Origin of the sequence: Stenotrophomonas pavanii, from assembly GCF_900101175.1 — a bacterium.
Classification (GTDB): Bacteria; Pseudomonadota; Gammaproteobacteria; order Xanthomonadales; family Xanthomonadaceae; genus Stenotrophomonas; species Stenotrophomonas pavanii.
This window is the reverse complement of record NZ_FNFQ01000013.1, coordinates 1-26,333: the sequence shown is the minus strand read 5'-3', so window position 1 is coordinate 26,333 and position 26,333 is coordinate 1. Positions and strand designations below refer to the sequence as shown.

At 68.9% G+C, this 26,333-nt stretch carries 22 protein-coding genes and 1 rRNA gene; 9 read left to right on the top strand and 14 right to left on the bottom strand.

Going from position 1 to position 26,333, the window contains the following annotated elements:
• Positions 1-127: 127 nt before the first annotated feature.
• Complete coding sequence (locus tag BLS66_RS18315; RefSeq protein WP_074726487.1) at positions 128-880, top strand: SDR family NAD(P)-dependent oxidoreductase; 753 nt, start codon at positions 128-130, stop codon at positions 878-880.
• An 89-nt stretch (positions 881-969) separates the two neighbouring features.
• Here BLS66_RS18315 and BLS66_RS18310 read toward each other — a convergent pair whose 3' ends face one another.
• The 4 genes from BLS66_RS18310 to BLS66_RS18295 all read right to left on the bottom strand — a co-directional run bounded on the left by BLS66_RS18310 (position 970) and on the right by BLS66_RS18295 (position 5,078).
• Entirely contained in the window at positions 970-1,854 is an 885-nt protein-coding gene (locus BLS66_RS18310) for an SPOR domain-containing protein (RefSeq protein WP_057495236.1), read from the bottom strand.
• A gap of 21 nt (positions 1,855-1,875) precedes the next feature.
• On the bottom strand, positions 1,876-3,564 hold the full coding sequence (gene argS, locus BLS66_RS18305) for an arginine--tRNA ligase (protein WP_049465941.1): 1,689 nt from the start codon (positions 3,562-3,564) through the stop codon (positions 1,876-1,878).
• A gap of 112 nt (positions 3,565-3,676) precedes the next feature.
• On the bottom strand, positions 3,677-4,381 hold the full coding sequence (gene radC, locus BLS66_RS18300) for a RadC family protein (protein ID WP_074726525.1): 705 nt from the start codon (positions 4,379-4,381) through the stop codon (positions 3,677-3,679).
• Between the two features lie 70 nt (positions 4,382-4,451).
• Positions 4,452-5,078, bottom strand: a complete 627-nt coding sequence (locus BLS66_RS18295; protein WP_049465939.1) for a response regulator — start codon at positions 5,076-5,078, stop codon at positions 4,452-4,454.
• A gap of 199 nt (positions 5,079-5,277) precedes the next feature.
• Here BLS66_RS18295 and coaBC point away from each other — a divergent pair, with 199 nt between their 5' ends.
• The 3 genes from coaBC to BLS66_RS18280 are packed head-to-tail and all read left to right on the top strand — an operon-like array spanning position 5,278 to position 9,398.
• The gene (gene coaBC / locus BLS66_RS18290) at positions 5,278-6,567 is read left to right on the top strand and encodes a bifunctional phosphopantothenoylcysteine decarboxylase/phosphopantothenate--cysteine ligase CoaBC (RefSeq protein WP_229766869.1); all 1,290 of its coding nucleotides are present in this window, start codon (positions 5,278-5,280) and stop codon (positions 6,565-6,567) included.
• A complete protein-coding gene (dut, locus tag BLS66_RS18285) occupies positions 6,564-7,037 on the top strand; it encodes a dUTP diphosphatase (RefSeq protein ID WP_049465935.1) in 474 nt (157 codons plus the stop codon). The genes coaBC and dut overlap by 4 nt, the downstream gene beginning before the upstream one ends.
• A gap of 12 nt (positions 7,038-7,049) precedes the next feature.
• Entirely contained in the window at positions 7,050-9,398 is a 2,349-nt protein-coding gene (locus BLS66_RS18280) for a phosphomannomutase/phosphoglucomutase (protein WP_074726486.1), read from the top strand.
• 76 nt (positions 9,399-9,474) lie between these two features.
• Here the strand turns inward: BLS66_RS18280 and BLS66_RS18275 are convergent, their stop codons facing one another.
• The 8 genes from BLS66_RS18275 to pyrE form a co-directional block, all read right to left on the bottom strand.
• Positions 9,475-10,188, bottom strand: a complete 714-nt coding sequence (locus BLS66_RS18275; RefSeq protein WP_053461956.1) for a response regulator transcription factor — start codon at positions 10,186-10,188, stop codon at positions 9,475-9,477.
• A complete protein-coding gene (locus tag BLS66_RS18270) occupies positions 10,169-12,829 on the bottom strand; it encodes a sensor histidine kinase (protein WP_053461957.1) in 2,661 nt (886 codons plus the stop codon). Before BLS66_RS18270 ends, BLS66_RS18275 begins: the two co-directional genes overlap by 20 nt.
• Positions 12,830-12,880: 51 nt before the next feature.
• Positions 12,881-13,531, bottom strand: coding sequence for a potassium-transporting ATPase subunit KdpC (gene kdpC / locus BLS66_RS18265; RefSeq protein ID WP_074726485.1), 651 nt, complete (start codon positions 13,529-13,531; stop codon positions 12,881-12,883).
• A complete protein-coding gene (gene kdpB, locus BLS66_RS18260; RefSeq protein WP_053461959.1) occupies positions 13,528-15,585 on the bottom strand; it encodes a potassium-transporting ATPase subunit KdpB in 2,058 nt (685 codons plus the stop codon). Before kdpB ends, kdpC begins: the two co-directional genes overlap by 4 nt.
• A gap of 10 nt (positions 15,586-15,595) precedes the next feature.
• Positions 15,596-17,305 (bottom strand): potassium-transporting ATPase subunit KdpA, encoded by a 1,710-nt coding sequence (gene kdpA, locus BLS66_RS18255; protein WP_074726484.1) that lies wholly within the window; start codon positions 17,303-17,305, stop codon positions 15,596-15,598.
• An 11-nt stretch (positions 17,306-17,316) separates the two neighbouring features.
• Complete coding sequence (locus BLS66_RS18250) at positions 17,317-17,409, bottom strand: potassium-transporting ATPase subunit F (RefSeq protein WP_005407770.1); 93 nt, start codon at positions 17,407-17,409, stop codon at positions 17,317-17,319.
• 170 nt (positions 17,410-17,579) lie between these two features.
• A complete protein-coding gene (locus BLS66_RS18245; RefSeq protein ID WP_053461961.1) occupies positions 17,580-18,242 on the bottom strand; it encodes a hypothetical protein in 663 nt (220 codons plus the stop codon).
• 18 nt (positions 18,243-18,260) lie between these two features.
• On the bottom strand, positions 18,261-18,920 hold the full coding sequence (pyrE, locus tag BLS66_RS18240; protein ID WP_049465919.1) for an orotate phosphoribosyltransferase: 660 nt from the start codon (positions 18,918-18,920) through the stop codon (positions 18,261-18,263).
• Between the two features lie 162 nt (positions 18,921-19,082).
• Between pyrE and BLS66_RS18235 the strand changes: the two genes are divergently transcribed.
• The 3 genes from BLS66_RS18235 (at position 19,083) to BLS66_RS18225 (ending at position 21,493) form a co-directional block, all read left to right on the top strand.
• Entirely contained in the window at positions 19,083-19,883 is an 801-nt protein-coding gene (locus BLS66_RS18235; protein ID WP_049465916.1) for an exodeoxyribonuclease III, read from the top strand.
• A complete protein-coding gene (locus tag BLS66_RS18230) occupies positions 19,880-21,184 on the top strand; it encodes an AmpG family muropeptide MFS transporter (protein ID WP_049465914.1) in 1,305 nt (434 codons plus the stop codon). The genes BLS66_RS18235 and BLS66_RS18230 overlap by 4 nt, the downstream gene beginning before the upstream one ends.
• Positions 21,185-21,262: 78 nt before the next feature.
• Positions 21,263-21,493 (top strand): hypothetical protein, encoded by a 231-nt coding sequence (locus BLS66_RS18225; RefSeq protein ID WP_014645678.1) that lies wholly within the window; start codon positions 21,263-21,265, stop codon positions 21,491-21,493.
• Between the two features lie 118 nt (positions 21,494-21,611).
• On the opposite strand, the gene BLS66_RS18220 is transcribed toward BLS66_RS18225, so the two are convergent.
• The gene (locus BLS66_RS18220) at positions 21,612-22,739 is read right to left on the bottom strand and encodes an anhydro-N-acetylmuramic acid kinase (RefSeq protein WP_080473184.1); all 1,128 of its coding nucleotides are present in this window, start codon (positions 22,737-22,739) and stop codon (positions 21,612-21,614) included.
• Positions 22,740-22,803: 64 nt separating this feature from the next.
• The gene (locus tag BLS66_RS18215) at positions 22,804-24,276 is read right to left on the bottom strand and encodes a M23 family metallopeptidase (protein ID WP_049465910.1); all 1,473 of its coding nucleotides are present in this window, start codon (positions 24,274-24,276) and stop codon (positions 22,804-22,806) included.
• A 167-nt stretch (positions 24,277-24,443) separates the two neighbouring features.
• On the opposite strand from BLS66_RS18215, the gene tyrS reads away from it, so the two are divergent.
• Both tyrS and BLS66_RS18205 read left to right on the top strand, forming a co-directional pair.
• Positions 24,444-25,655, top strand: a complete 1,212-nt coding sequence (gene tyrS / locus BLS66_RS18210; protein WP_049465908.1) for a tyrosine--tRNA ligase — start codon at positions 24,444-24,446, stop codon at positions 25,653-25,655.
• A gap of 518 nt (positions 25,656-26,173) precedes the next feature.
• Positions 26,174-26,333, top strand: a 16S ribosomal RNA gene (locus BLS66_RS18205); the annotation flags it as partial.

Below are 26,333 nucleotides of genomic sequence, written 5' to 3'. Positions count from 1 at the left end.
TGCAGCTGGGGGTCAGATCGCTTTGCGGAGCAAGGGGGATCTGACCCCGGATCTGGCTGATCGGGCAACACAGAGACCAACCGACGGTGCCAGAATGGGGGTCTGGTTTTTCCCCTGGAGTTGCCTGATGACCCGCACTGTCCTGATTACCGGCGCCACGTCCGGCTTCGGCGCCGCCGCTGTCCACCGCTTCGCCCAGGCGGGCTGGAAGGTGATCGCCACCGGCCGCCGCAGTGAACGCCTGCAGCCGCTGGTCGAGCGCTACGGCAAGGACGTGGTGCACGCCGCCGCCTTCGATATCCGCGACGCGGTGGCGATGGAAGCGGCGATGCTGGCGCTGCCGCCGGCCTTCGGCGAGATCGACCTGCTGGTCAACAACGCGGGCCTGGCGCAGGGCACGGCACCGGCACAGAGCGCCAGGCTGTCGGACTGGACCACGATGATCGACACCAACATCACCGCGCTGGTGACCCTGACCCACCGCCTGTTGCCGCAGCTGGTGGAGCGCAAGGGCGCGATCATCAACATTTCGTCGGTGGCCGGTGTCTACCCGTACCCGGGCGGCAATGCCTACGGCGGTACCAAGGCCTTCGTCAGCCAGTTCTCGCTCGGCCTGCGCTCGGACCTGCACGGCACCGGCGTGCGCGTGACCACGATCGAGCCGGGGATGGCCGAGACCGAGTTCACCGTGGTCCGCACCCATGGCGACCAGAACGCCTCGGACAAGCTGTACAGCGGTGCCAATCCAATGACGGCCGAAGACATCGCCGAACAGATCTTCTGGGTGGCCACGCTGCCCCCGCACCTGAACATCAATCGCCTGGAGCTGATGCCGGTCAGCCAGTCGTTCGCCGGTTTCCAGGTTGCCCGCGAGGGCTGACGCCGTATGTAAAGTCGAGCCATGCTCGACTCAGCAGGAACAAAAAAAAGCCGGGCACTGCCCGGCTTTTTTCATTCAGATCGGCAGCCTCACTGCGCCTTGATCGCCATCGCCTGCAGGCCGGTGCCGTCCAGCTTCTGCTTGGCTTCGGACAGTTCGCTGGCGCTGCCGTACGGCCCCATGCGCACGCGGTACACGGTCTTGCCGTTGATCTGCGCCGACTCCACGCGTGCGGCCAGGCCCATCATCGCCAGCTTGGCCTTGGTGGCTTCGGCGTCGCCGGAGGCACCGAAGGCGCCTGCCTGCAGGATGTAGCGGGCGTTGTCGGCGGCCGCTGGTGCGGCAGCGGCCGTTGCCGGCGCGGTCTCCGCCCGCGGTGCCGCCGGGGTGGCCGCCGTGCTGGTGGACGCCGGCGCGGTGCTGGCCGGCGGCGTTGCCGCCGTCGGGCGCTCGCTCAGCGGTGCCGGCAGCGGGCGGCTGGCGGCGGCCGCCGGTGCGGTGCTGGCGACGCTGGCGGTTGCCGCGGGGGCGGAGCTGGCGGGCGGTACCGGCTTGCCCTCCAGCGCGGCTTGCGCGCGCGACGCTTCCGCCTTGGCCCGGCGCTGGTCCTCGGCGCGCGCGCTGGCGGCCAGTTCGGCGTCGGACATTTCCACTTCCTTGCCCGGCAGCAGGGTGTAGAAGTCGTACTGCGTCGCGGCGGGCTTCTCCGCCTCGGCCGGCTTCGGCGTGGCCGGCGGTGCGGCCGGCTGGCCACCGACATCGCTGTCGGCATCAGCGACCGGGGCCGGCTGCGCGTTCGGGTTCGGCTGCGGGCCGGCGCGCAGGAAACCATCGCCATCGCCCTTGAACAGGTTCGGCGCCGCCAGGAACACCACGGCGGCGATCGCCACACCGGCCACCAGCCACACCCATCCGGGTGTGCCCTGGCTGCTGCTGTTGCGTCGTGCCTGGCTTTTGCCGCGTCGTGCTGCCATGTGTACTGCGTCTCCTGATGCTTACATTTTTTCCGGGGCGCTCACGCCCAGGAGTTCGAGGCCATTGGCCAGCACCTGGCGCGCCGCGCAGGCCAGGGTCAGCTTGGCGTTGCGGTCGGCGGCGTCGTCCACCAGCACCGGCGTCCCGTGATACCACGTGTGGAAGGCATGCGCCAATTCACGCAGGTATTGCGCCACCAGGTGCGGCTCCAGCGCCACGCCGGCCGCTTCCACCACTTCCGGGTACCGCGAGATCTCGTTCATCAGCAGCAGCGAGGCGTCGTCGGCCAGGCGGCCGAGATTGGCCAGGCCATCGCCCTGCTCGTAGACCAGGCCCTTTTCCTGTGCCTGGCGCAGCAGGCTGCACACGCGGGCGTGCGCGTACTGCACGTAGAACACCGGGTTGTCGTTGCTCTGCTGGCGGGCCAGGTCGATGTCGAAGGTCAGCTGCGAATCGGGCTTGCGCGCGATCAGGAACCAGCGGGTGGCATCGCGGCCGGCTTCCTCGATCAGGTCGCGCAGGGTGAAGTAGCTGCCGGCACGCTTGGACAGCTTCACTTCCTCGCCGCCGCGCATCACGGTGACCATCTGGTGCAGCACGTATTCCGGCCAGCCCTGCGGGATGCCCACTTCCAGCGCCTGCAGGCCGGCGCGCACGCGTGCCAGCGAACCGTGGTGGTCGGCGCCGAGTTCGGTGATCGCGCGCTCATAGCCGCGCTGCCACTTGGACAGGTGGTAGGCCACGTCCGGCACGAAGTAGGTGAAGGTGCCGTCGGACTTGCGCATCACGCGGTCCTTGTCGTCACCGAAGTCGGTACTGCGCAGCCACAGCGCGCCGCCTTCCTCATAGGTGTGGCCGGACGCCTGCAGCTTGGCCACGGCTTCGGCGACCTTGCCGTCGGCGTACAGCGAGCTTTCCAGGAAGTAGATGTCGAAGTCGACACCGAACGCGGCCAGGTCCAGGTTCTGCTCGTTGCGCAGGTAAGCCACCGCGAAACGACGGATCGCCTGCATGTCGTCCGGGTCCTTGGCGCCGACCACGATGCTGCCTTCCAGATCGACGCTGGCACCGGCCATGTAGGCGCGGGCGACATCGGCAATGTACTCACCGCGGTAGCCGCCTTCCGGCCAGCCGTCCTGATCGGGTGCGATGCCCTTGATCCGCGCCTGGGTGGACAGCGCCAGGTTCTCGATCTGCACGCCGGCGTCGTTGTAGTAGAACTCGCGCTTGGCATTCCAGCCGTTGGCATCGAGCACGCGGGCCACGCAGTCGCCGATGGCCGCTGCGCGGCCATGGCCGACGTGCAGCGGGCCGGTCGGGTTGGCCGAGACGTATTCCACGCCCACCGTGCGGCCGTTGCCGGAGAGGTTGCGGCCGTAATCGTGGCCTTCCTTGATGACCGAGGCGGCTTCGCGCTGGTACGCGGCCGGAGCCAGGTGGAAGTTGATGAAGCCGGGACCGGCGATCTCGACCTTGCTGACGTCCTCGCTGCGCGGCAGCGCCTCGACCAGCGCCTGCGCCAGTGCGCGCGGATTGCTGCGCGCGGCCTTGGCCAGCAGCATCGCGGCGTTGGTGGCGAAGTCGCCGTGGTCACGGGTCTTCGGGCGCTCGACCACGAAGTCCGGCGGCAGGGAGTCGGCGGGCAGGGTGCCATTGGCGCGCAAGGCTTCGATGCCTTGGCTGATCAGGGCGCGGAGGAGATTTTTCACGAGGCCTGCTGTGAGAATGAGCGGCGGAATCGCCCATTTTAGCGCAGATGCCCGCGCCCACGCTGACCAGAACATGCCTGTGGGGGCCCCGCCCGCGCCTGGCGGGCGCGGCTCAGCCGAACAGGCGCGGCTGGGGCGGGGACAGCAGCCCTCGTTCAGCAAATGAAACGGGGCGGCCCTCGCCGACCACGAAGTGGTCCAGCAGGCGCACGTCCACCAGGGCCAGCGCCTGCTGCAGTTCGTCGGTGATGCGGGTATCGGCGCCGGAGGGCTCCGGGTCGCCGGAGGGGTGGTTGTGGCTGAGGATCACCGCCGCCGCGTTGTGCAGCAGGGCGCGCCGCACCACCTCGCGGGGATAGACCGGCGCGGCGTTGATGGTGCCCTGGAACAGCTCCTCGCAGGCGATCAGGCGGTGGCGGTTGTCGAGGAACAGCGCCATGAAGATCTCGCGGGCCTGGCCGCGCAGGCGGTGCTGCAGGTAACGGCCCACCGCGACGGGATTGTTGCCGACCGCCTCGCCCTGCTGCAGCTCGGCAGCCAGGTAGCGCTGGGCCAGTTCCAGCCCGGCGGCCAGGGCACAGCTGCGCGCCGGGCCCAGCCCAGGCAGCCGGGCCAGCTCCCGGGCCGGGCGGTCCAGCAGCACGCGCAGCGGGCCATGCGCCTGCAGCAGGTCGCGCGCGGTCTGCACCGCGTCGCGCCCGCCGAAGCCCGAGCCGAGGAACAGCGCCAGCAGCTCGGCGTCGGACAAGGTGGCGGGGCCGCGGGCGAGCAGCTTCTCGCGGGGACGTTCCTGTTTGGGCCAGTCATGGATGGGCATGCCTGCATCATCGCCGGTGCGGGTGAGGCGTCCCATCGGGGCAGCACGCATGCCAGGGTCGGCCGTTGCCTCAGCCGCGCCGCGACTGCAGGTAGGCGAACAGTTCCTGGTTGTTCTGCAGGCCCAGCTTGCGCTTGGCTTCGGCCTTCTGCCGGCTGATCGTCTTCGGGCTGCGTCCGCAGTGGACGGCGATGGCGTTCACCTTCAGCCCGGCGGCCAGCAGGTCCAGTACTTCCTGCTCGCGGGCCGACAGCGCGGCCGGTTCGCGCGCGAACATCAGGTCGCGCGCCTGCAGGTGGTGGCGCAGCTGCTGCGAGACGAATACCTGGCCTGCCAGGGCGGCGTTCAGCGCCTGCGGCAACTCGCCGAAATCGGCGCATTTGTCGACCAGGCCGCCGACCCCGTCGCGCAGCAGGCCGTCGAGCAGGCCGGGGTGGCGGGCGCCGGTGAGCACCACCACGGGCGTGCCGGGGTGGCGTGCGCGCAGTTCAGCGATCAGGTCCGCGCCGTCGGGACCGTCGCCCGGCATGGAGAGATCGGTCAGCACGGCGTCGCAGTCGTGGCGTTCGACCAGGTGCAGCAGTTGGGCGCCGTCGCGCGCGCTGCCGACAACCTCCATCAGGTGGGTCTGCAGCACGATGCGGATGCCGTGCAGGACGACGGGATGGTCGTCGGCGATGATGATGCGCGGGTGCACGCGGGATCCTCGAAAAGCGAAGCGGCACACCTGTGGTGGCCACCGACGATTCTGCAAACGTGGCCGGCCCGCAGGTATAGGAAAGTTCCGAATCGCACTGGCCTGAACCCCGGAAGCGCTGTGGTCCAAGTCCCATCTGCTGATAGCCGCCCGCTATGTGCGCCGTGTACCGGGACATTACCGACCATCGGGTAAGCTAATGCCCTCGTTTGCACAGGAATTCCAGGTGGCTGACTCCCCCAACGCTTCCCCCGCGCCGGTTCGCGCGCTGGAAGGCCAGAAACTGCTGCTGTGCGTCGGAGGCGGGATCGCGGCCTACAAGGCTCTGGAACTGGTGCGGCGGCTGCGTGACGCCGGCGCCCAGGTCCAGGTGGCGATGACCGCCGGCGCCCAGCAGTTCGTCACCCCCCTCAGCTTCCAGGCCCTGTCCGGGCAGCCGACCCGCACCACGCTGTGGGACAGCGCCGCCGAACAGGCCATGGGCCACATCGAGCTGGCCCGCTGGGCCGACCGCATCGTGGTCGCGCCGGGGACCGCCGACCTGCTGGCACGCCTGGCCCAGGGCCATGCTGATGACCTGGTCAGTACCCTGTGCCTGGCCAGCACCGCGCCGCTGACGATCTGCCCGGCGATGAACCATCGCATGTGGCTGCATCCGGCCACCCAGGCCAACATCGCGCTGCTGCGCCAGCGGGGCGCGCAGGTGATCGGCCCGGTCGATGGCCCGCTGGCCGAAGGCGAATCTGGCCCCGGTCGCCTGGCCGAACCCGGCGACATCGTGGCCGCGCTGGCCGCCAATGGCGGCAGCGCCGCGGCCGTTGCCGCGCCGGAGACCCGCGCGCTGCAGGGCCTGCGCCTGCTGATCAGCGCCGGCCCGACCTACGAAGACATCGATCCGGTGCGCTACGTCGGCAACCGCAGCAGCGGCAAGATGGGCTTCGCCCTGGCCGCCGCCGCCGCCGCGCTGGGCGCGGAGGTGGTGCTGGTCAGCGGACCGGTACAGCTGCCGACGCCGCCGGGCGTGCAGCGCATTGATGTGCGTTCGGCCGCGCAGATGCGCGATGCCGTGCTGACGTCCCTGCCTGCCGACATCTACATCGGTGCCGCCGCGGTGTCGGACTACACGCCGCGCCAGGTTGCCACGCAGAAGCTGAAGAAGACCGCTGACAGCCAGTCGCTGGTGATCGAGCTGGTGCGCACGCCGGACATCCTTGCCGAAGTGGCGGCGCAGACCCAGTCGCTGAAGCTGGTGGTCGGCTTCGCCGCCGAGACCCACGACGTGGAGAAGTACGCACGCGGCAAGCTGATCGACAAGCGCCTGGACCTGGTGATCGCCAACCAGGTGGGCATCAGCGGCGGCGGGTTCGAGAGCGACAACAATGCCGCCACGGCCTTCTGGCAGGACGGTGAACAGGTATTCCCGGCCACCTCCAAGCGCGAGCTGGCCGAACAACTGCTGGCGCTGATCGCGCGGAGACTCCAGGCATGACCCAGGCATCCCTTTCCCAACCGCTGCAGGTCAAGCTGCTCGACCCGCGCTTCGGCGACAGCTGGCCGCTGCCGGCCTATGCCACCGAGGCCAGTGCCGGCATGGACCTGCGCGCGGCGCTGGATACCGCGCTGACCCTGCAGCCGGGCGACACCGCGCTGGTGCCCAGCGGCCTGGCCATCCACATCGCCGACCCGAACCTGTGCGCGGTGATCCTGCCGCGCTCGGGGCTGGGCCATCGCCACGGCATCGTGCTGGGCAACGGCACCGGCCTGATCGACGCCGACTACCAGGGGCCGCTGCTGATCAGCGTCTGGAACCGTGGCCGCGAGGTGTTCACCATCGAGCCGGGCGATCGCATCGCGCAGCTGGTGGTGGTTCCGATCGCACGCGTGAGCCTGCAGGTGGTGGATACTTTCACCGACAGCGTGCGGGGCGCGGGTGGATTCGGCCATACCGGGGTGCGTTGACAGGGGGCATCGATGAGCGGCATCGGGGAAGGACAGCGGGGACGGTCGTTGGGACGCAGTGCACCCTTGCTGGGGGTACTGCTGATCCTGCTGGCCGGCTGGTTCGGATGGAGTGCGGTGCAGCAGTGGCGGCAGGAGGCCAACGGGCAGGCGCTGGAAGAGGCGCGTGACCAGGCCGTGCAGGGCCTGCAGCAGGCCGCTGCGGGCCAGTTGCAGCAGCTGCAGCAGCAGTTGAAGAACGATCGCGTGCAGCAGGCGCTGCAGGCTGGCGATGCCGCTGCGGCGGCGCTGGCCGTGCGCGAGGGCTGGAGCGGGGTCGAGCAGGTCGAGGTGCTGGCGGCCGATCTGGCCAACGCCTATGCCGATGCGGCCGCCTTCGGCTATGCGCGGCTGGCGCTGCTGGAAGCCGCGCTGGCCGAGGCCAAGCCCAGCCTGCGCGTGGTCCGCGACGGCGGTGGCAACCGCCTGGGCCTGGCCGCGCCGGTGCAGCTGGGCAGCCTGGGGCCGGCCGTCATCTATGTGCGCCAACCGCTGCTGCGGCTGACTTCACCGCTCGACCAGGTCAGCGCGCCGTCGGCCGGCTTCCTCGGCCTGCGCCAGGGAGGATTCGATCTGGTCACCCAGGGCGACCCGAGCCTGGCCGAGAGTGCGGAGGCGCTGGCGCGACCCGTGGCCGGCACGCCGCTGCGGCTGGTCGCGTCGGTGCCCAACGTCGAGGCCGGCCCGCTCGGCCTCGGTGCGCTGGCCAGCGCCATCGTCGCGCTGCTGCTGGCGTTCATTGCCGTGTTGCTGGTGGTCGGCCGCGACCGGCTGCCGAAGTCGCTGCCGTTGCCGCGCCGCGCCGCAGCGTCCGAAGCCGACCATGGCCCGACCCTGAGCGAGAGCCTGCAGCAGGCGCCGCCACCGGTGGCGAACCTGGCCGGCAGTGGCGATGCCACGCCACCGCCGCCACCGCCGGTGCCTGTCGAAGAACTGGCCGCCGGCATCTTCCGCGCCTACGACATCCGCGGCGTGGTGGGCAGCGAACTGACGCCGAAGACCGCCGCGCTGATCGGCCAGGCCATCGGCACCGTGGCGCTGGAGCAGGGCCTGCGCGAGGTGGTGGTCGGCCGCGATGGCCGCCTGTCCGGACCGGAGCTGACGGCCGGGCTGGCCGAAGGCCTGCGCCGTGCCGGCTGCGCGGTGATCGACATCGGCCTGGCGCCGACCCCGCTCGTGTACTACGCCGCGTTCCACCTGCGGACCGGCACCTGCGTGGCGGTCACCGGCAGCCACAATCCGCCCGAGTACAACGGTTTCAAGGTGGTCATCGGCGGCGAAACGCTGTCCGGCGAGGCGATCACCGACCTCTACCAGCGCATCGTCGAGGGCCGCCTGGTGCAGGCCGCCGAGCCGGGTGATTACCAGCAGCGCGACGTCAGTGCCGACTACATCCAGCGCATCGCCGATGACGTGCAGCTGGACCGTCCGCTGAAGGTGGTGGCCGACGCCGGCAATGGCGTGGCCGGCGCACTGGCCCCGCAGCTGCTGGAAGCAATCGGCGCCGACGTCATCCCGCTGTACTGCGATGTCGACGGTACCTTCCCCAACCATCATCCCGACCCGAGCGAGCCGGCCAACCTGGAAGACCTGGTGCAGACGGTCAAGCGCTTCGGTGCCGATCTCGGCGTGGCCTTCGATGGCGATGGTGACCGGCTGGGCGTGGTCACCGGCGAAGGCAGGATCATCTATGCCGACCGCCTGCTGATGCTGTTCGCTGCCGACGTGCTGATGCGCAATCCGGGCGCGATGGTGATCTACGACGTGAAGTGCACCGGCAAGCTGTCCGACCATGTGCTGCGCAACGGTGGCAGCCCGCTGATGTGGAAGACCGGGCATTCGCTGATGAAGGCGAAGATGCGCGAGACCGACGCCGAACTGGCCGGCGAGATGAGCGGCCACTTCTTCTTCAAGGAGCGCTGGTTCGGTTTCGACGACGGCCTGTACGCCGCTGCGCGCCTGCTGGAGATCCTGGCACAGCGCGAGGAAACCCCGGACGAGGTGCTGGGCGAACTGCCGGAGATGGTCGCCACGCCGGAGCTGAAGGTTCCGGTGGCCGAGGGGACGCCGCATGCGCTGGTGGCGATGCTGGTGGCGGCGGCGCAATCGCCGGACAACCCGTACGTGGGCGGCCGCCTGTCGACCATCGACGGCCTGCGCGTGGACTTCGCCGATGGCTGGGGCCTGGTGCGTGCCTCCAACACCACCCCGGTGCTGGTGCTGCGTTTCGAGGGCAACGACGAGGCGGCACTGGAGCGCATCCAGGCCCTGTTCCGCAGCCAGCTGCAACCGGTGCTGGGCGATACCCCGCTGGGGTTCTGACCCCTTTGGACGCTGCAGCAGAATGGGTAGTGCCGGCCGCTGGCCGGCAAGCCCAATTGCCGGCCAGCGGCCGGCACTACCCCTTGAACCGCAATCCCACGCCCGGTTCGGTGAACAGGTAACGCGAATCCAGCGCCGAGTCGCCCAGCTTGTGCCGCAGCTTGCCGACCAGGATGCGCAGGTAATGGGTGTCGTGCTGGTGGGTCGGGCCCCAGATTTCCTGCAGGATCTGCGGCTGGGTCACCACCCGCCCGGCATTGCGCAGCAGCAGCGACAGCAACGCATACTCCTTGCGGGTCAACGCCACCGCTTCGCCATCAAGGGCGACTTCACGGCGCACCAGGTCCACGTGCAGATGGCCATCGTCGAACACCGGCGGGGTGCCGTCGGTCGGCACGCTGCGCGTGCGCAGCAGCGCCCGCACCCGCGCCATCAGCTCCTGCGTGCCGAACGGCTTGGTCACATAGTCGTTGGCGCCGGTATCCAGTGCGCGCACCTTCTCGGCTTCGCCGGCGCGCACGGTCAGCATGATCACCGGCACCTGGCTCCACTGCCTCAGTTGTTCCAGCACCTCGTGGCCTTCCATGTCCGGCAGGCCGATGTCCAGGATCACCAGGTCCATGTCCTCGCTGGCGGCCAGCTGCAGGCCTTCCTGGCCGGTGGCCGCCTGCCGCACCTGGTAGCCCTGCGCGCGCAGGCTGATATCCAGGAACCGGCGGATCTGGGTTTCATCGTCGATCACCAGCACGCGCGCGGCCGGCACGCTGGCATCAATCGGGGTCGGGCTCATCGTGGGAGGCTGGCTTGAGCAGGGGCAGGGTGATGCGGATCAGGGTACCGCGACCGTCGCGTCCGGGCAGCGCCTGCACGCTGCCGCCATGTGCGCCGATCATGCCCTGGCAGATGGTCAGGCCCAGGCCGGTGCCGTGGCGGCCGCGGTCGCCGCGCTCGACGCTGTAGAACATGTCGAAGATGCGCGCACGCTCGTCATCGGGAATGCCGGGGCCGGCATCGATCACATCGATGCGCAGCTGTCCGTCCAGTTCGCGCGCCTGCACCTGCACGGCGGCGTCGGGCGGCGAGAACTTGGCTGCGTTCTCCATCACGTTGAACACGGCCTGTTCGACCAGCGCCGGGTGCACCCAGATCGGCGCCAGCGTGGCCGGAATGTCCAGCTCCAGCCGCACCTTCGGCTGGTAGCGCTGCAGGCGCCGCGCCGCCGAGCCGATCAGTTCGTCCACGCCGATCCAGTCGCGGTTGATCTTCAGCCCTTCGTGACCCAGGCGGGTCATGTCCAGCAGGTTCTGGATGTAGCGGTCCAGCCGCTCGCCTTCGACCAGGATGGTGTCCAGCAGGGCACGGCGATCGGCCGTGTCCATCGCCGCGCCGTAACTGGCCAGGCTGTCGGCCGAACCGATCATCGCCGCCAGTGGCGAGCGCAGGTCGTGCGACACCGAAGAAAGCAGGGCCGAGCGCAACCGCTCGGTCTCGTTGCTGACATGTGCCTGTTCGAGTTCGGCCACCAGTCGGGTGCGCAGCGCGGCCTGCGCGATGTCATCGACCATTGCTTCGGCCAGCTGCCGCTGTTCGGGCAGCAGGCGTGCCTGTGCGCCGGGCAGGTACAGGCCGGCCACGCCGATCGCGCGGTCTTCGCCATCCAGCAATGGCAGGAACCACCACTGCGCACCGGCCAGGGTATCGGTGAAGCGGCCACTGGGCTGGCCATGGCGCAGCGCCCAGTCGGCGGCGGCGAGGTCGGTATCGCCGGGTTGGCTGCGGCCACCGGCGGCGGTGTCGGCGCCGATCCGCAGCCAGGCCGGCACATCCATGGCCTGTTCCAGGGCATGCCGACCTGCCTGTGCCACCTCGCCGTTGCCGGCGGCGCTGGCCAGCTGGCGTCCCAGCTGCTGGCGCGCACGCGCATGGCGGTTGGCCGCACGCAGCGCGATGACCTGCATGCGCAGGCGCGAGGCCAGCCGTCCGGCCACCAAGGCGGCGGCCAGGAACAGGAACACGGTGATCACGCCCTGGCGTGCACCGATGGCGAAGGTGAAGCGGGGCGCGATGAACAGGAAGTTGTAGGCGAGGAAGCACAGGATCGCCGCCATCACCGCCACGCTGGCGCGCGTGCGCGCCGCCACCAGCACCACTGCCACGATGAACACCATCGACAGGTCGGCCATGCCGACCCAGCGTTCGGCCAGCCAGGCCACCGCACAGGCCAGCGCGGTGGCGATCAGCGCCTGCACCGGCTCGTAGCTGATGCCGCGCATCGGCGGCAGCAGGCCCTCGCGGCGCGAGCGCGCCCGGGCCTGCGGCGTGCTGATGATGGTGATCTCGTAGTGCGCGCCGCGCTGGATCAGCTGCTGGGTGAGGGTACGGTTGAACATCCGCGCCAGCGGGCGCTCACGGGTCCGCCCCAGCACCAGGGTCGACACGCCGTTGTGTGCGGCATGGTCGAGCAGGGCATCGGCAATGCTCGATCCATGCAGCAGTTCGGCGTCGCCACCCAGGCGACGTGCCAGGGCGAAGGCCGCATCGATCTCGCGCCGCGTGGCCTCGTCCTGGCGCCGGCCCTGCACGGTCACCACCGTCCATGGCGCGTCGCGGCGCTCGGCGATGCGACGCGCCACCCGCACCAGGTACTCGCTCTGGCCACCGCCATCGATGGCCACCAGCACGCCGCGCCGCAGCGGCAGGTTGCCTTCGCCGCGTGCGGCGCGGGTTTCGCGCAGGCTGCTGTCGACGCGGTCGGCGGCTTCCTGCATCGCCAGCTCACGCAGGGCGGTCAGGTTGGCCGGCGAGAAGAACGCCTGCAGCGCCTGCGCGGCCTGCTCGGGCACATAGACCTTGCCCTGCTGCAGGCGCGCGATCAGTTCGCGCGGGGGCAGATCGACCAGCACGATGTCGTGCAGGCGATCGAGCACGCCGTCCGGTACGGTCTCGCTGACGCGCACGCCGGTGATGCGCATCACCACGTCGTTGAGGCTTTCCAGATGCTGGATGTTGACCGTGGTCCAGACGTCGATGCCAGCGTCCAGCAGCTCCATCACATCCTGCCAGCGTCGCTCGTGGCGGCTGCCCGGCGCGTTGCGGTGGGCCAGCTCGTCCACCAGCACCAGCGCCGGATGCCGTGCCAGCACGGCATCCAGGTCCATCTCCTGCAACGTGTGGCCGTGGTAGGCCACTTCCTTCAGCGGCAGCTGCGGCAGGCCCTCCAGCAGCGCCTGGGTATCGGCACGGCCATGGGTTTCCACCAGCCCGACCACCAGGTCCACGCCGCGGCGCAGCTGTTCCTGGGCGCGGGTCAGCATGGTGTAGGTCTTGCCCACGCCCGGCGCGGCGCCGAGGAACACGGTCAGCTTGCCACCGGCTTCGCGTTGCAGGCCTTCCACCAGGGCATCGGCCTGGCGGGTACGCGCATCAGTCATGGGGGCCGCTGTCATGGCCGCCATTGTGCGCGCAGCCGGTGCAGGCTGGCATCACGGTGCCTTAGCCGCATGGTCCAGCGCGAAATTCAGCGTGACCACGTTCACCCGCGGCTGGCCGAACAGGCCCCACTGGCGCCCCTCGGTATGTGCCTGCACCAGCGCCTGCACGCGCTCCACCGGCAGGCCACGGGCACGCGCCACGCGTGCCACCTGCAGTTGAGCAGCGGCCGGCGACAGCTGTGGATCCAGGCCGCCGCCGGACTGGGTGACCAGATCGGCCGGCACCTGCGTCGGCGCGACGCCTTCGCGCGCAGCCACCGCCGCGGCGCTGGCGGCAACCCGCTCGGCCAGGGCCGGGTTGCTGCGCGCCAGGTTGGAACCGGCCGCGGCCATCGGGTCGTAGTTGGCCGCCGACGGCCGTGCCTGGAAGTAGCCATCACCGGTGAACGGCTGCGACAGCCAGGCCGAGCCGCGCACCTGGCCGTTGCCGTCGCGCAGCAGGCTGCCCTCGGCCTGGGTGGGGTAGGCCAGGCCGGCGAAACCGGTGGCGATGCCGGCGTAGACCGCGCCGGCCAGCAGCAGGGTGGCCAGGCCCAGGCCGATCGCCGGGCGCCAGCCGGCGCCGTCCTGCAGGCTGGCCACGCGGGCCTCGGCTTTCGCTTCGCGGGGCAGGGAGGTGGAGGTGGAAGCAGAACGGTTCATGCGCCGAATACCAGGACAAGGAAGAGGTCGATCAGCTTGATCGCCGCGAACGGCAACAGCACGCCGCCGAGGCCGTACACCAGCATGTTCCGGCGCAGCAGCGCGGTGGCCGTGGCCGGACGGAAGCGCACGCCACGCAGGGCGAGCGGGATCAGCGCGGGAATCACCAGCGCGTTGAAGATCAGCGCTGCCAGCACCGCATTGCGCGGGCTCGACAGCTGCATCACGTTCAGTGCGGCCATGGCCGGAACCGCAGCGGCAAACAGCGCCGGCAGGATCGCGAAGTACTTGGAGACGTCGTTGGCCAGCGAGAAGGTGGTCAGCGCGCCGCGGGTGATCAGCTGCTGCTTGCCCACCTCCACCACCGCCAGCAACTTGGCCGGGTCCGAATCGAGGTCGACCATGTTGCCGGCCTCCTTCGCCGCCTGCGTGCCGGAGTTCATCGCCAGGCCGATGTCGGCCTGGGCCAGTGCGGGAGCGTCGTTGGTACCGTCACCCACCATCGCCACCAGGCGGCCACCGGCCTGTTCCTGGCGGATGCGCGCCAGCTTGTCTTCCGGACGGGCCTCGGCAATGTAGTCATCGACACCGGCCTCGGCGGCGATGGCGGCAGCGGTCAGCGGATTGTCACCGGTGATCATCACCGTGCGGATGCCCATCGCCCGCAGCTGCGCGAACTTCTCGCGCATGCCGTGCTTGACCACGTCCGAAAGCTCGATCACGCCCAGTACGTGGCGTCCCTCGGCCACCACCAGCGGGGTGGCGCCATTGCGCGCGACCTGCTCGACGCGGCCGGCCAGTTCAGCCGGCACGTTGCCGCCGAGCGCCTGCACGTGGGCGCGGATCGCATCGGCAGCGCCCTTGCGGATCTGCCGCCCATGCTCCAGATCGACGCCGGACATGCGGGTCTGCGCACTGAAGGCCAGGTACTCGGCACGGTCCGGCTCGGCGGTGGCGCAGCCCTGTTCGCGCGCCAGGCGCACGATCGACTTGCCTTCCGGGGTCGGGTCGGCCAGCGAGGACAGCAGTGCCGCCTCGCGCAGCTGGCTGGCGTCGATGCCGGCCAGCGGATGGAAGTGGCTGGCCTGGCGGTCGCCGTAGGTGATGGTGCCGGTCTTGTCCAGCAGCAGCACGTCGACGTCGCCGGCCACTTCCACCGCCTTGCCCGACTTGGCCAGCACGTTGGCGGCCAGCGCACGGTTCATGCCGGCGATGCCGATGGCCGGCAGCAGGCCGCCGATGGTGGTCGGGATCAGGCACACCAGCAGCGCGATCAGCAGCAGCGGGTCGACCTTGACGCCCACGGCCGCACCGATGGCCGGCAGCGTGGCCACCACTACCAGGAAGGTCAGCGTCATCGCCGCCAGCAGCAGGGTCAGTGCGATCTCGTTCGGGGTCTTCTGCCGGTTGGCGCCTTCCACCAGCGCGATCATCCGGTCCAGGAAGCTGTGGCCCGGCTCGGCGGTGACACGCACGATGATCTGGTCGGACAGCACCTTGGTGCCGCCGATCACGCCGGAGCGGTCGGTGCCGGCCTCGCGCAGCACCGGCGCGGATTCACCGGTCACCGCCGCTTCGTTGATGGTGGCCAGGCCCTGCACGATCTCGCCATCGGCCGGCACCAGCTCGCCGGCACTGACGATCACGTGGTCGCCCGGGCGCAGCTCGGCGGCCGGCACCTGGGCTTCCGCCGCTCCCGGCTGCGGCGCCGCCAGCCGGCGCGCCACCAGGTCCTGGCGGGCACGGCGCAGCGAAGCGGCCTGGCCGCGGCCACGGGCTTCGGCGACCGCCTCGGCGAAATTGCCGAACAGGACGGTCACCAGCAGGATCGCGGTCACCGCCAGGCCGAAGCCCAGCGGCGCATTGCCGGTCAGGGTGACGATCGCGGCCACGATCGTGCCGGCCATCACCACCGCCATCACCGGACTGCGGACCAGGTGCATCGGCGACAACTTGCGCACGGCTTCGATCAGTGCGCGGCGCAGGCCGGCGCCATCGAGCAGGGCAGGGCGCGCGGCGGAGGAACTACGGGTGGAACTTGCAAGACTACTCATGGCGGTGTCCTCAGTGCAGTCCCAGGCTCAGGTGGTCGGCGATCGGGCCGAGTACCAGCGCCGGCATGAACTGCAGCACGGTCAGGATGACGATCACCGAGACCAGGGTCAGGGCGAACGTCGGGGTTTCGATCTGCAGGCTGCCGGCAGATTCGGGCGCCTGGCGCTTGGCGGCCAGCTGTGCGGCCACCACCAGCGGGATGATCAGCAGCGGGAAGCGGCCCAGCAGCAGCACCAGCGAGCAGCTCAGGTTCCACCACAGCGTGGCGTCGCCCAGCCCTTCAAAACCCGACCCGTTGTTGGCGTAAGCCGAGACATACTCGTAGAACACCTGGCTGATGCCATGGAAGCCGGGGTTGGACGTGCCGGCCAGGCCGGGCACGGCCAGGGTGATCGCGGTGAACACCAGCAGGGTGATCGGCTGCAGCAGCACCAGCAGCGCCAGCAGGCGTACCTGCGGCGTCTCCAGCTTGCGGCCGAACAGTTCCGGCGTGCGCCCGGTCATCAGGCCGGCCAGGAACACGCCCAGCAGCAGGTACACGATGAACTGCTGCAGGCCACAGCCGATGCCGCCCCAGATCGCACTGACCAGCATGTTGACCATCGCGATGCCACCGCTCAGCGGCGCCAGCGAATCGTGCATGCCGTTGACCGAGCCATTGGAGACCTGGGTCGTGACCGCCGCCCACAGCGCGGTGCCGTCGGCGCCGAAGCGCACTTCCTTGCCCTCCATCAGCAGCGGCGTGGCGGCGCTGGCGCTATGCCCTTCGCTCCACATCATCGCGCCGGTGGACAGCAGCGACATGCCCAGCATGCAGCTGAACACCAGGGCGCCGAAGCGGCGCCGGCCGGTGAACGCGCCGATCATGAAGATCACCGCGATCGGCACCAGCAGGATGCCCACCACCTCCAGCGCGTTCGACAGCGGGGTCGGGTTCTCCAGCGGGAAGCTGCTGTTGGGGCCATACCAGCCACCGCCGTTGGCGCCCAGCTGCTTGGCCGCGACCATCGCCGCCACCGGGCCCAGCGGCAGTTTCTGCTGGGCCATGCCGGCGCTGGCGTCGATCGGTGCGGCCTGCGGGCCGCCGGCCATCGTCGACGGCACGCCCTGGCTGGTCAGCAGCAGGGTCCACAGCAGGCACAGCGGCAGCAGGAAGCGCACGCACAGGCGCACCACGTCCACGTAGTAGTTGCCCACTGCGATCTGGCGGTCATCGCCGCTGCCGGTGGTCGCCGCAGCCTGCGGCGCACGCGCGAACAGCGCACGCAGCGTCGCCACCGCCAGCGCCAGGCCCATCATCGGCGTCACCACCTGCAGGCCGGTGATGCCGGTCATCTGCGAGAGGTAGGACAGCTGCGCCTGGCCCGAATAGTGCTGCTGGTTGGTATTGGTCAGGAACGAGATCATCGTGTGCAGCGCGGTGTCCCAGCGCATGTTCGGGATCTGGTCCGGATTCAATGGCAGCCAGGCCTGGGTCATGAACACCGCCTGGGTCAATACAGCGACCACCACGTTGCTCAGTACGAAGGCCAGTACGTAACCGCGCCAGGACATCGCGCGCGAGGGATCGACGCCGAACACCGTGTACAGCGGCTTTTCGATCCAGTTGAACAGCACGTCGACCTTCATCGGCGTGCCGCGCATCACGCGGGCCAGGTACAGGCCCAGCGGCCACGCCAGCAGCAGGCTGGCGGCAAGAATGACAAGCATCTCAGTCATGGCCGGCTCCGTTAGAACGACTCGGGCCGCAGCACGACATAGAGAAGATAGGCGGCGGCGACCAGCACCAGCACGCCACACAACAACGACAGCCAGGGGGACATTGCAATAGCGTCCTGGTGGAACCCCTCCACCTCAGGCCGCCATCGTCGTCCTGCCGCCCATAAACGCACTACGCGCCGGACCGGGCCGACGCGTAAAGAGTGCATAAATTCGGTGGGTCAAGCCGTAACCGGGCGCCGGAGCCGCGCATGGGCTCGGCTCCACAAGCGGATCACGGTGCCTGGCTCGCCGGCGCCACGCCCTTCAGCTCGCGATAGCGCTGCAGGGTGCTTTCGATTTCCGCCTTCAGCGCCTGCTGCTGCTGCAGGAATCCGGCCTGCAGGCGCTGTTGCGACTGCAGCTGCACGTGCCGCTGGCGGATCGCCTCGGCCTGCTTGTCGGCTACCTTGCCGCCGGCCAGTTCACGGTCGCCAGCGGCCGACAACAGCGCCACCAGCGATTCGCGCAGGCTGGTGACGTTGTACTCGGCGGTCTTCAGGTTGTTGTCCAGCACCTCCTGGCGCTCGGCGAACACCCGGCGCAGGTCGTCCTCGCTGCCATAGGTGGACAGCATTGCCTGTTCGGTGCGCTGGCGGGTCTGCTCGGCCATCAGGTCCAGCTGCTGCTGCTGCGCCGCCGTGCTGGCTGCGGCACGCTCCTCGTCGGTCAACGCGCGCTGGACCTGCGCATTGCGCAGGCCGCTCTTCGCGTTGAACTCCTCGCGGGCGTGATTGACCGCATCGGCCGGCAGCGAATCACTGCAGATCCGCTCCTTGCCCTCGTTCCAGCAGTACAGCTTCTTTTCCACCTTGCCGCCGTCGCGCGACTGCGCCGGCACGGTGAACGGCACGGCCAGCAGCAGGCCGGCAAAGAGAACAGCAGGAACTCGGGACATGACCTTTCCCCTGGTCGGTCAGCGGATCGAACGGACGCCGTACTGGGCCCGGTAGGCTTCCAGCGGCTGCCGGTAACCCACAAGTTCCGGGTTGCCGGAGGCGAAATCAAGCAGGTCGGCCAGCGACGCCACGGCGATCACCGGAATCCCGGCCTCTTCGGCCACCGACTGCGCCGCCGAGCGGCGGTCGGCTTCCGAGGCGATCTCCTGGCGGTCCAGGGCCACCACGATGCCGGCCGGGGTGCCGCCGGCAGCGCGGATGATGCCCAGCGCTTCGCGGATGGCGGTACCGGCCGTGATCACGTCATCGACGATCAGCACGCGCTTGCCATTCATGTCGGCACCGATCAGCTGGCCGCCTTCGCCATGCGCCTTGGCTTCCTTGCGGTTGAACGACAGCGGCAGGTCGCGGCCACGCTGGGCCAGTTCGCAGGCCATCGCGGTGGCCAGCGGGATGCCCTTGTAGGCCGGGCCGAACACCACGTCGTACTTGATCCCGCTGGCATCGATGGCGTCGGCGTAGCAGGCGCCGAGCTGGGACAGCAGCGAGCCGGAGTCGAAACGACCGGCGTTGAAGAAATAGGGGCTCAGCCGGCCGGACTTGAGGGTGAACTGGCCGAAGCGCAGGGCGTCGGCGGTCAGGGCCAGCTGCAGGAAACGGTGGCGGTGGTCGCTCATCAAAACTCGATTCATCTTCATTTGGAGCACAAATCCTAATCCAGCTGGGCCTTTCGCGCTCGTCCGGCCCGCTGCGGCGCGCACCGCAGCCCGGCCTGGCGGACTGCGCAGCCCCGCGGGCAACCGGTATGCTTGCCCGGTTTCCCGCCGCAGGTCCCCCGCATGCGCATCATCAGTTTCAACGCCAATGGCATCCGTTCCGCCGCGACCAAGGGCTTTCTTGACTGGTTCCGGGCCCAGGACGCCGACGTCCTGTGCCTGCAGGAGACCAAGGCCCAGGAAGACCAGCTGACCGACCCGATGTTCCGTCCGGACGGCCACCACTGCTTCTATCGCGATGCCATCACCAAGAAGGGCTACAGCGGCGTGGCGATCTACAGCAAGCGCGAGCCGGACCAGGTCATCACCTCGCTGGGCTGGGCGCCGTTCGACGACGAAGGCCGCTACATCGAGGCGCGCTACGGCAATCTCAGCGTGGTGTCCTTCTACATCCCGTCCGGCAGCTCGGGCGACCTGCGCCAGGGTTTCAAGTTCGAAGTGATGGAATGGCTGCGGCCGATCCTCGAGGAGTGGGCGCGCAGCGGCCGCGACTACGTGCTGTGCGGCGACTGGAACATCGTGCGTTCGGCGCTGGACATCAAGAACTGGAAGTCCAACCAGAAGAACTCCGGCTGCCTGCCGGAAGAGCGCGACTGGCTCAACGCCCTGTGCGCCGACCATGGCCAGGCCACCGATGTCGCCGCCGGCCGTGGCTGGGCCGATGCCTACCGCCTGCTCAACCCCACCGGCGAGGACTACACCTGGTGGAGCAACCGCGGCGCCGCCCGCGCCAACAATGTCGGTTGGCGCATCGACTACCAGTTCATCAGCCCGGGCCTGCGTGACCGCCTGCGCAGCTGCTCGATCTACCGCGACGAGCGCTTCTCCGACCACGCCCCGTTCACCGTGGACTACGACCTGTGACCGAGGCCGCCACGCCGGTCAGCTACAAGGGCTGGGCAGGCATCAAGCGCGCCTTCGGCACCCCGTCGGCGCTGACCATGGCCATGCTCGGCTTTGGCAGTGGCCTGCCGTTCCTGCTGATCGCCTCGCAGACCCTGTCCACGCGCCTGCGCGACGTCGGCCTGGACCTGGGCAGCATCGGCCTGATCAGCCTGGCCAGCTTCTTCTACCTGCTCAAGTTCCTGTGGGCGCCGCTGCTGGATCGCTACGCCTTCCCGCTGCTGGGGCGGCTCGGCCGCCGCCGCTCCTGGCTGCTGGTGTCGCAGGTGCTGGTGCTGGTCGGGCTGGTCGCGCTGGCCTTCGTGCGGCCCGAACAGGGCGTGTGGCCGCTGGTGATGTGGGTGCTGGTGGCGTCGTTCGCCGGCGCCACCCAGGATTCGGCCGTCGATGCCTACCGCATCGAGATCGCGCCGCAGACCGCCCAGGCGGCGCTGGCCGCCACCTATACGCTGGGCTACCGGATCGGCCTGATCCTGGCCGGTGCCGGCGCGCTGTACCTGGCCCAGTTCGAAGGCTGGATCGTCGCCTACCTGGCGATGGCCGCGCTGATGCTGCTGCCGATCGTCACCACCCTGCTGTGCGCCGAACCGGAACGCCCGGCCACCGCCGTGCAGCGCCGCATCGATATTGCCGAAGCGTTCGTCCAGCCCATCTCCAGCTTCTTCAGCCGCAATGGCGTGGCACTGGCGCTGGTGCTGCTGGCCTTCGTCGGCCTGTTCAAGTTCCCCGACCAGGTGATCGGGGTGATGGCCGGGCCGTTCTATCTCGACTCGGGGTTCGACAAGGCCGACATCGCCACCGTCTCCAAGCTGTTCGGTGTGTGGATGGGCATCGGCGGCGCGTTCCTTGGCGGCATCGCGGTGGCTGCGTTCGGCTTCCGCCGCATGCTGCTGGTGGCCGCGCTGGGCGTGGCGCTGTCCAACCTGGCCTTCCTGCTGATGGCGCACAATCCGGGCAAGCTGTGGGCGTTCTACGCCGCGCTCAGTGCCGACAACCTGTTCCAGGGCTTTGCCGGCACCGTGCTGGTGGCCTTCATGTCGTCGCTGACCGACCGCAACTTCACCGCCACCCAGTACGCATTGCTGGTCTCGCTGGCCAACCTGCCGGGCAAGTTCGTCGGTGGCGTCTCCGGCTACATCGTCGAAGCCACGTCCTACAGCACGTTCTTCATCCTCAGCTCGATCACCGTGGTGCCAACCCTGCTGCTGCTGGCGTGGCTGTGGCCGCGGATCGCCGATCGCGGGCCGCCGCCGGTCGCCTGATTGCCTGCCCGCCCGGACTGCGGGATCATCGCCCCCGACGCGCCGAGGGGGCGGTGCCTTGCGAACGGGGAAGTGAGCATGGCCGACGTTGTGCTGCGGGACCTGGACCCGCTGCTGCTGGAACGCATCCGACGGGTCGCGGTCGCCCGCGGCTGGACCCACGAACAGACCTGCGCCGCCTTGCTGGAGCAGGGCCTGTTCAGCAGTGAACTGGAGGTCCGCTCCGGCTTCGGCGATCCCGAAGTGGACGCCCTCTCCGCCGCGATTGCCGCCCTGCAGGCCCTGCCGGCAGGGCAGGGCTTCGATTAGCGGCCGCGCTGCCATGCTGTAGCGCCGAGCCCGCGCTCGGCTGCTCCTGGCCCGGCTTGCGCGAAGCCGAGCGGTGCTCGCCTCTACAACGGCGCCTCACCTGCGCGGATGGCCCACCTCACGCCAGGTGGATCGCCCCCAGGATCCGCGGGCCCTTGGCCCCGGTCACGCTCGGCAGGTTGCCGGCCAGCCCGTCCATCGTCCGCTGCGCCAGCCAGGCGAACCCCATCGCCTCCACGTACTCCGGGTCCAGCCCGTGCACTGCGCTGGATTCCACCTGCACCTCCGGCAGCTGGGCCGCCAGCCGCTTCATCAGCTGCCGGTTGCGCACGCCGCCGCCACACACCAGCAGGCGCCGGGTCTGCGGCTGCTGTGACAGCAGCGCATCGACCACGGTTGCCACGGTCAGCTCCAGCAGGGTGGCCTGCACATCGGCGGCGGCGTACTGGCCTTCGCCCATGTGCGCCTCGGCCCAGGCCAGGTGGAACTGTTCGCGCCCGGTGCTCTTCGGCGGCGGCAGCGCGAACCACGGGTCCGAACGCCAGCCGGCCAGCAGGGACTCGTCCACCGCGCCACTGGCGGCATACGCGCCATCGGCATCGAAGGTGCGGCCGGTATGGCGCTGGCACCAGGCATCCATCAGCGCGTTGGCCGGGCCGGTATCGAAGCCGCGCACCTCGCCTTCGCGCGGGATCAGGGTCAGGTTGGCGATGCCGCCCAGGTTGAGCACCGCGCGGTCCTCATCGGCGGTGCCCAGCATGCCTAGGTGAAAGGCCGGCATCAGCGGCGCACCGTGGCCCCCGGCCGCCACATCGCGGCGGCGGAAGTCGGACACGGTGGTGATTCCGGTCAGTTCGGCGATGCGGTTGCCGTCGCCCAGCTGCACGGTGAAGGCCGGGCTGGCCAGCGGGCGGTGGCGCACGGTCTGGCCGTGCGAGCCGATCGCGCGGACCTGGCGGCGGTCCACGCCGGCCTCGGCCAGCAACTGATTGGCGGCGTCGGCGAAGCTGATCGCGATCCGCGCGTCCAGCGCGCCCAGTTCCTCCAGCGACTCCAGCGGGCCACCTTCGCCCAGCGCCACCAGCCGCGCGCGCAGCACCGGTTCCCAGCGGGCGGTCAGGCCGTGCACGAAGCGGCAGCCACCGCCGGCGGGGAACTGCACCAGCGCGGCGTCGATGCCGTCGGCGCTGGTGCCCGACATCAGGCCAAGGTACAGGGGGGCGTCAGCGTCGGCAGTGGTGTTCATGGCAGGCATAAAAAAAGGACGCGGCAAGCTTGGGCTGCCGCGTCCTTCTTCGTCAACGCAGGGCTCAGCCGCGCTTGCGGCTGCTGGACGGCTTGTCCTTGGCGCTGGCCACCGCGGGCGCAGCCTCGTCGCGGCTGGTCGGTGCCGGGCTGGCGTCGGCGTAGATCAGCTTCTCCATGCCCTGGATGCGCGCCATCGCCGGCGCGGTCTGCGCGCGGAAGGCGACCAGCTCGGCGCCCTTCAGCGGTTCCGGCGGCGGCATGGTCACGGTCAGCGGGTTGCGGTGCTCGCCGTTGACGCGGAATTCGTAGTGCAGGTGCGGCCCGGTCGCCAGGCCGGTCGAACCGACGTAGCCGATCACCGTGCCCTGGGCCACGCGCTGGCCGGTCTTGATGTTCGCAAAGCGCGACATGTGGCCGTACAGGGTGGTGTGGCCGCGGCCATGGTCGAGGATCACCACGTTGCCGTAGCCGTTCTGCACGCCGGCAAACTGCACGCGGGCGTCGCCGGCGGCCATGATCGGGGTACCGGTGCGCGCGGCGTAGTCGACGCCCTTGTGCATGCGCATCTTGCCCAGCACCGGGTGCTTGCGGGCGCCGAAGGTGGAGCTCAGCCGCGCGAACGGGATCGGCATGCGGATGAAGCTCTTCTTCAGCGAACGGCCGTTGATGTCGTAGTACTCGGACTTGCCGTTGCGGTCGAAGCGGAAGCCGGAATAGGTCTTGCCCCCGGTGGTGAAGGTCGCCGCCAGGATCTTGCTGGTGTCCACCTTCTCGCCTTCGCGCCAGGTTTCATCCATCACCACGCTGAAGCGGTCACCCGGCTGCAGGTCCTTGGAGAAGTCGATGTCGTACTTGAAGATGTCGTCGGTCATCGTCGCGATCGCCGACGGCGACAGCCCGGCGCGGCGCGCGGCGGCATACAGCGAACTGGTGATCTCGCCGCTGGTGACCACGGTGCGCGTGGAGGTCTCGCGGCGGGTCACCTTTTCCTTGATGTCATCGCCGGCCAGGCTCAGCTCCACGCGGTTGTCGGCATCGCGGTCGAAGCGGATGCTGCGCAGGTCGCCGGACAGCGGCATGTCAAAGGCGATCTCGGCACCCGGGCGCAGGCGGGTCAGCGCCTCACGCGCGCCGGGGTGGTCCAGCACCCGGTGCAGCGTAGTGGCCGGAATGCCGGCCTGGTCGAACAGATCGCTCAGGGTCTGGCCGCGCTGCACGCGCAGCACCTGCCAGCTGTCGCCCGGCACCTGCTGCTGGCGGGCCAGGGTCAGTGGCGGCAACGGCAGCGCCAGGCTGGTGTGGCTGTCGGCGTAGGGGGCATCGATGGTGTGCGAGAAACCGGGGACGATCGTCGCCACCAAGGCGCCGATGGTCGCAAACAGGCTGGCATGCATCCAATGGCGGCGGGTCCAGCGCTCATTGAAGGCGGCGGGAAGGTGTTGCCTGAGCTTCCGATGCAGGGTGTTGTCGTGCAGGACGTGGAGGCGTTCCTGGAAGCGCTGCTTGCGTGCGCGCCCTTGTTCGGAATTGTGCATCGGCGGTTCTTTCCTGGCAGCCCGGGAGCGCGGGCCTGATCGCCGGTTACCATAGACACCTGAGAAAACCGCGTCAAACCCTTGTGCCCATTGGCTTTTGTGAAGCCAATCGGGTTAACTTTGCTTTAACACCCCACACAAGAATCGGCGTTGCCGGGAGTAGTCACGTGTCCTCGATTGAAGAAGCCCTTGCCCTGATCGGCCGTGGTGCCGACGAGATCCTCAAGCTTGAGGATCTGCGTGCGCGCCTGCAGGAAGGCCGTCCGCTGCGGATCAAGGCCGGCTTCGACCCCACCGCGCCCGACCTGCACCTGGGCCATACGGTGCTGCTGAACAAGATGCGCCAGTTCCAGGACCTCGGCCATCAGGTCATTTTCCTGATCGGCGACTTCACCGGCATGATCGGCGACCCCTCCGGCAAGAGCCTGACCCGCAAGCCGCTCAGCCGCGACGACGTGCTGGCCAACGCCCGCACCTACGAGGAACAGGTGTTCAAGGTGCTTGACCGCAGCCGTACCGAAGTGCGCTTCAACTCGGAATGGTTCGGCAAGATGGGCGCGGCCGACATGATCCGCCTCGCCGGCCAGCACACCGTGGCGCGCATGCTCGAGCGCGACGACTTCGCCAAGCGCTATGCGGCCCAGCAGTCCATCGCCATCCATGAGTTCCTCTACCCGTTGGTGCAGGGCTACGACTCGGTGGCCCTGGAGGCCGACGTCGAACTCGGCGGCACCGACCAGAAATTCAACCTGCTGATGGGCCGTGGCCTGCAGGAACACCACGGGCAGAAGCCGCAGGTGGTGCTGACCATGCCGCTGCTGGAAGGCCTGGACGGCGTCAACAAGATGTCCAAGTCGCTGGGCAACTACATTGGTATCAGCGAGCCGGCCATCGACATCGTCACCAAGACCATGAAGGTGGACGACACCCTGATGTGGCGCTGGATCGAGCTGCTGTCCTTCGACATCAGCCAGGCCGAAGCCGTGCAGCTGCGCGAGCAGGTGGGCAATGGCGGCCTGAACCCGCGTGTGGTCAAGCTGCGCCTGGCGCGTGAACTGGCGACCCGTTTCCACGACGCCGCGGCGGCCGAGCAGGCCATTGCAGGCTGGGAAGCAGCGGTGACCGGGCAGGGTGACATCACCCAGCTGCCGCTGCAGGACGTGGCGATTCCGGCCGAAGGCCTGCGTATCGCTGCGCTGCTGACTGCGGCCGGCCTGACCCCGAGCAATTCCGAAGCCAACCGCAAGCTCAAGGAGCGCGCGGTGAAGGTGGATGGCGAAGTGGTCGAAGACGGCCAGCAGGTGCTGCAGCCGGGCTTCGAAGGCCTGCTGCAGGTCGGCAAGCGTACTTTCGCCCGCGTGCGCCTGGTCGCTGCCTGAGACAAAGGAAGGGCCGGCGCAGCCGGCCCCTCCTTTGTAGAGTCGAGCCATGCTCGACTGCTCTTGCTCTTCGCGGAATGCCTCCACGGGCGCGACGGATGAACAGATGCAACATCCGGTGAAAAAAATCGCCACACCCCCTTCACAAACGATGTGGATGGGGCCATACTTCTCCTCCCACGTCGCAGGGGTCGCCACCAAGGGGCTTCAGCGACAACAGGGCGCCCACCACCGCCGAACGAGATGATCGAACGAAGGTGTTGACGGACTGAAAAAGTCTGGCATAATGGGCGGCTCGCTACGAAGGAAACTTCGCAGCACACGGGAACGGCGCTGAGGCCACTTCCCTCGATCTTTGAAAGTATGCGCAGGTATCTTGTGAAGGCGCCTGCAGGAAGGATGATTGTCCATCTTGCAGACGTTTGATCAAGCAACTATTAATTGTTTTAAAGCAAGCGATACGTTGCCAGAATCAATCATCTGCAGCTTTAAATTTTGATCTTCGGATCATGTAGTTTTAAGTGAAGAGTTTGATCCTGGCTCAGAGTGAACGCTGGCGGTAGGCCTAACACATGCAAGTCGAACGGCAGCACAGGAGAGCTTGCTCTCTGGGTGGCGAGTGGCGGACGGGTGAGGAATACATCGGAATCTACTCTGTCGTGGGGGATAACGTAGGGA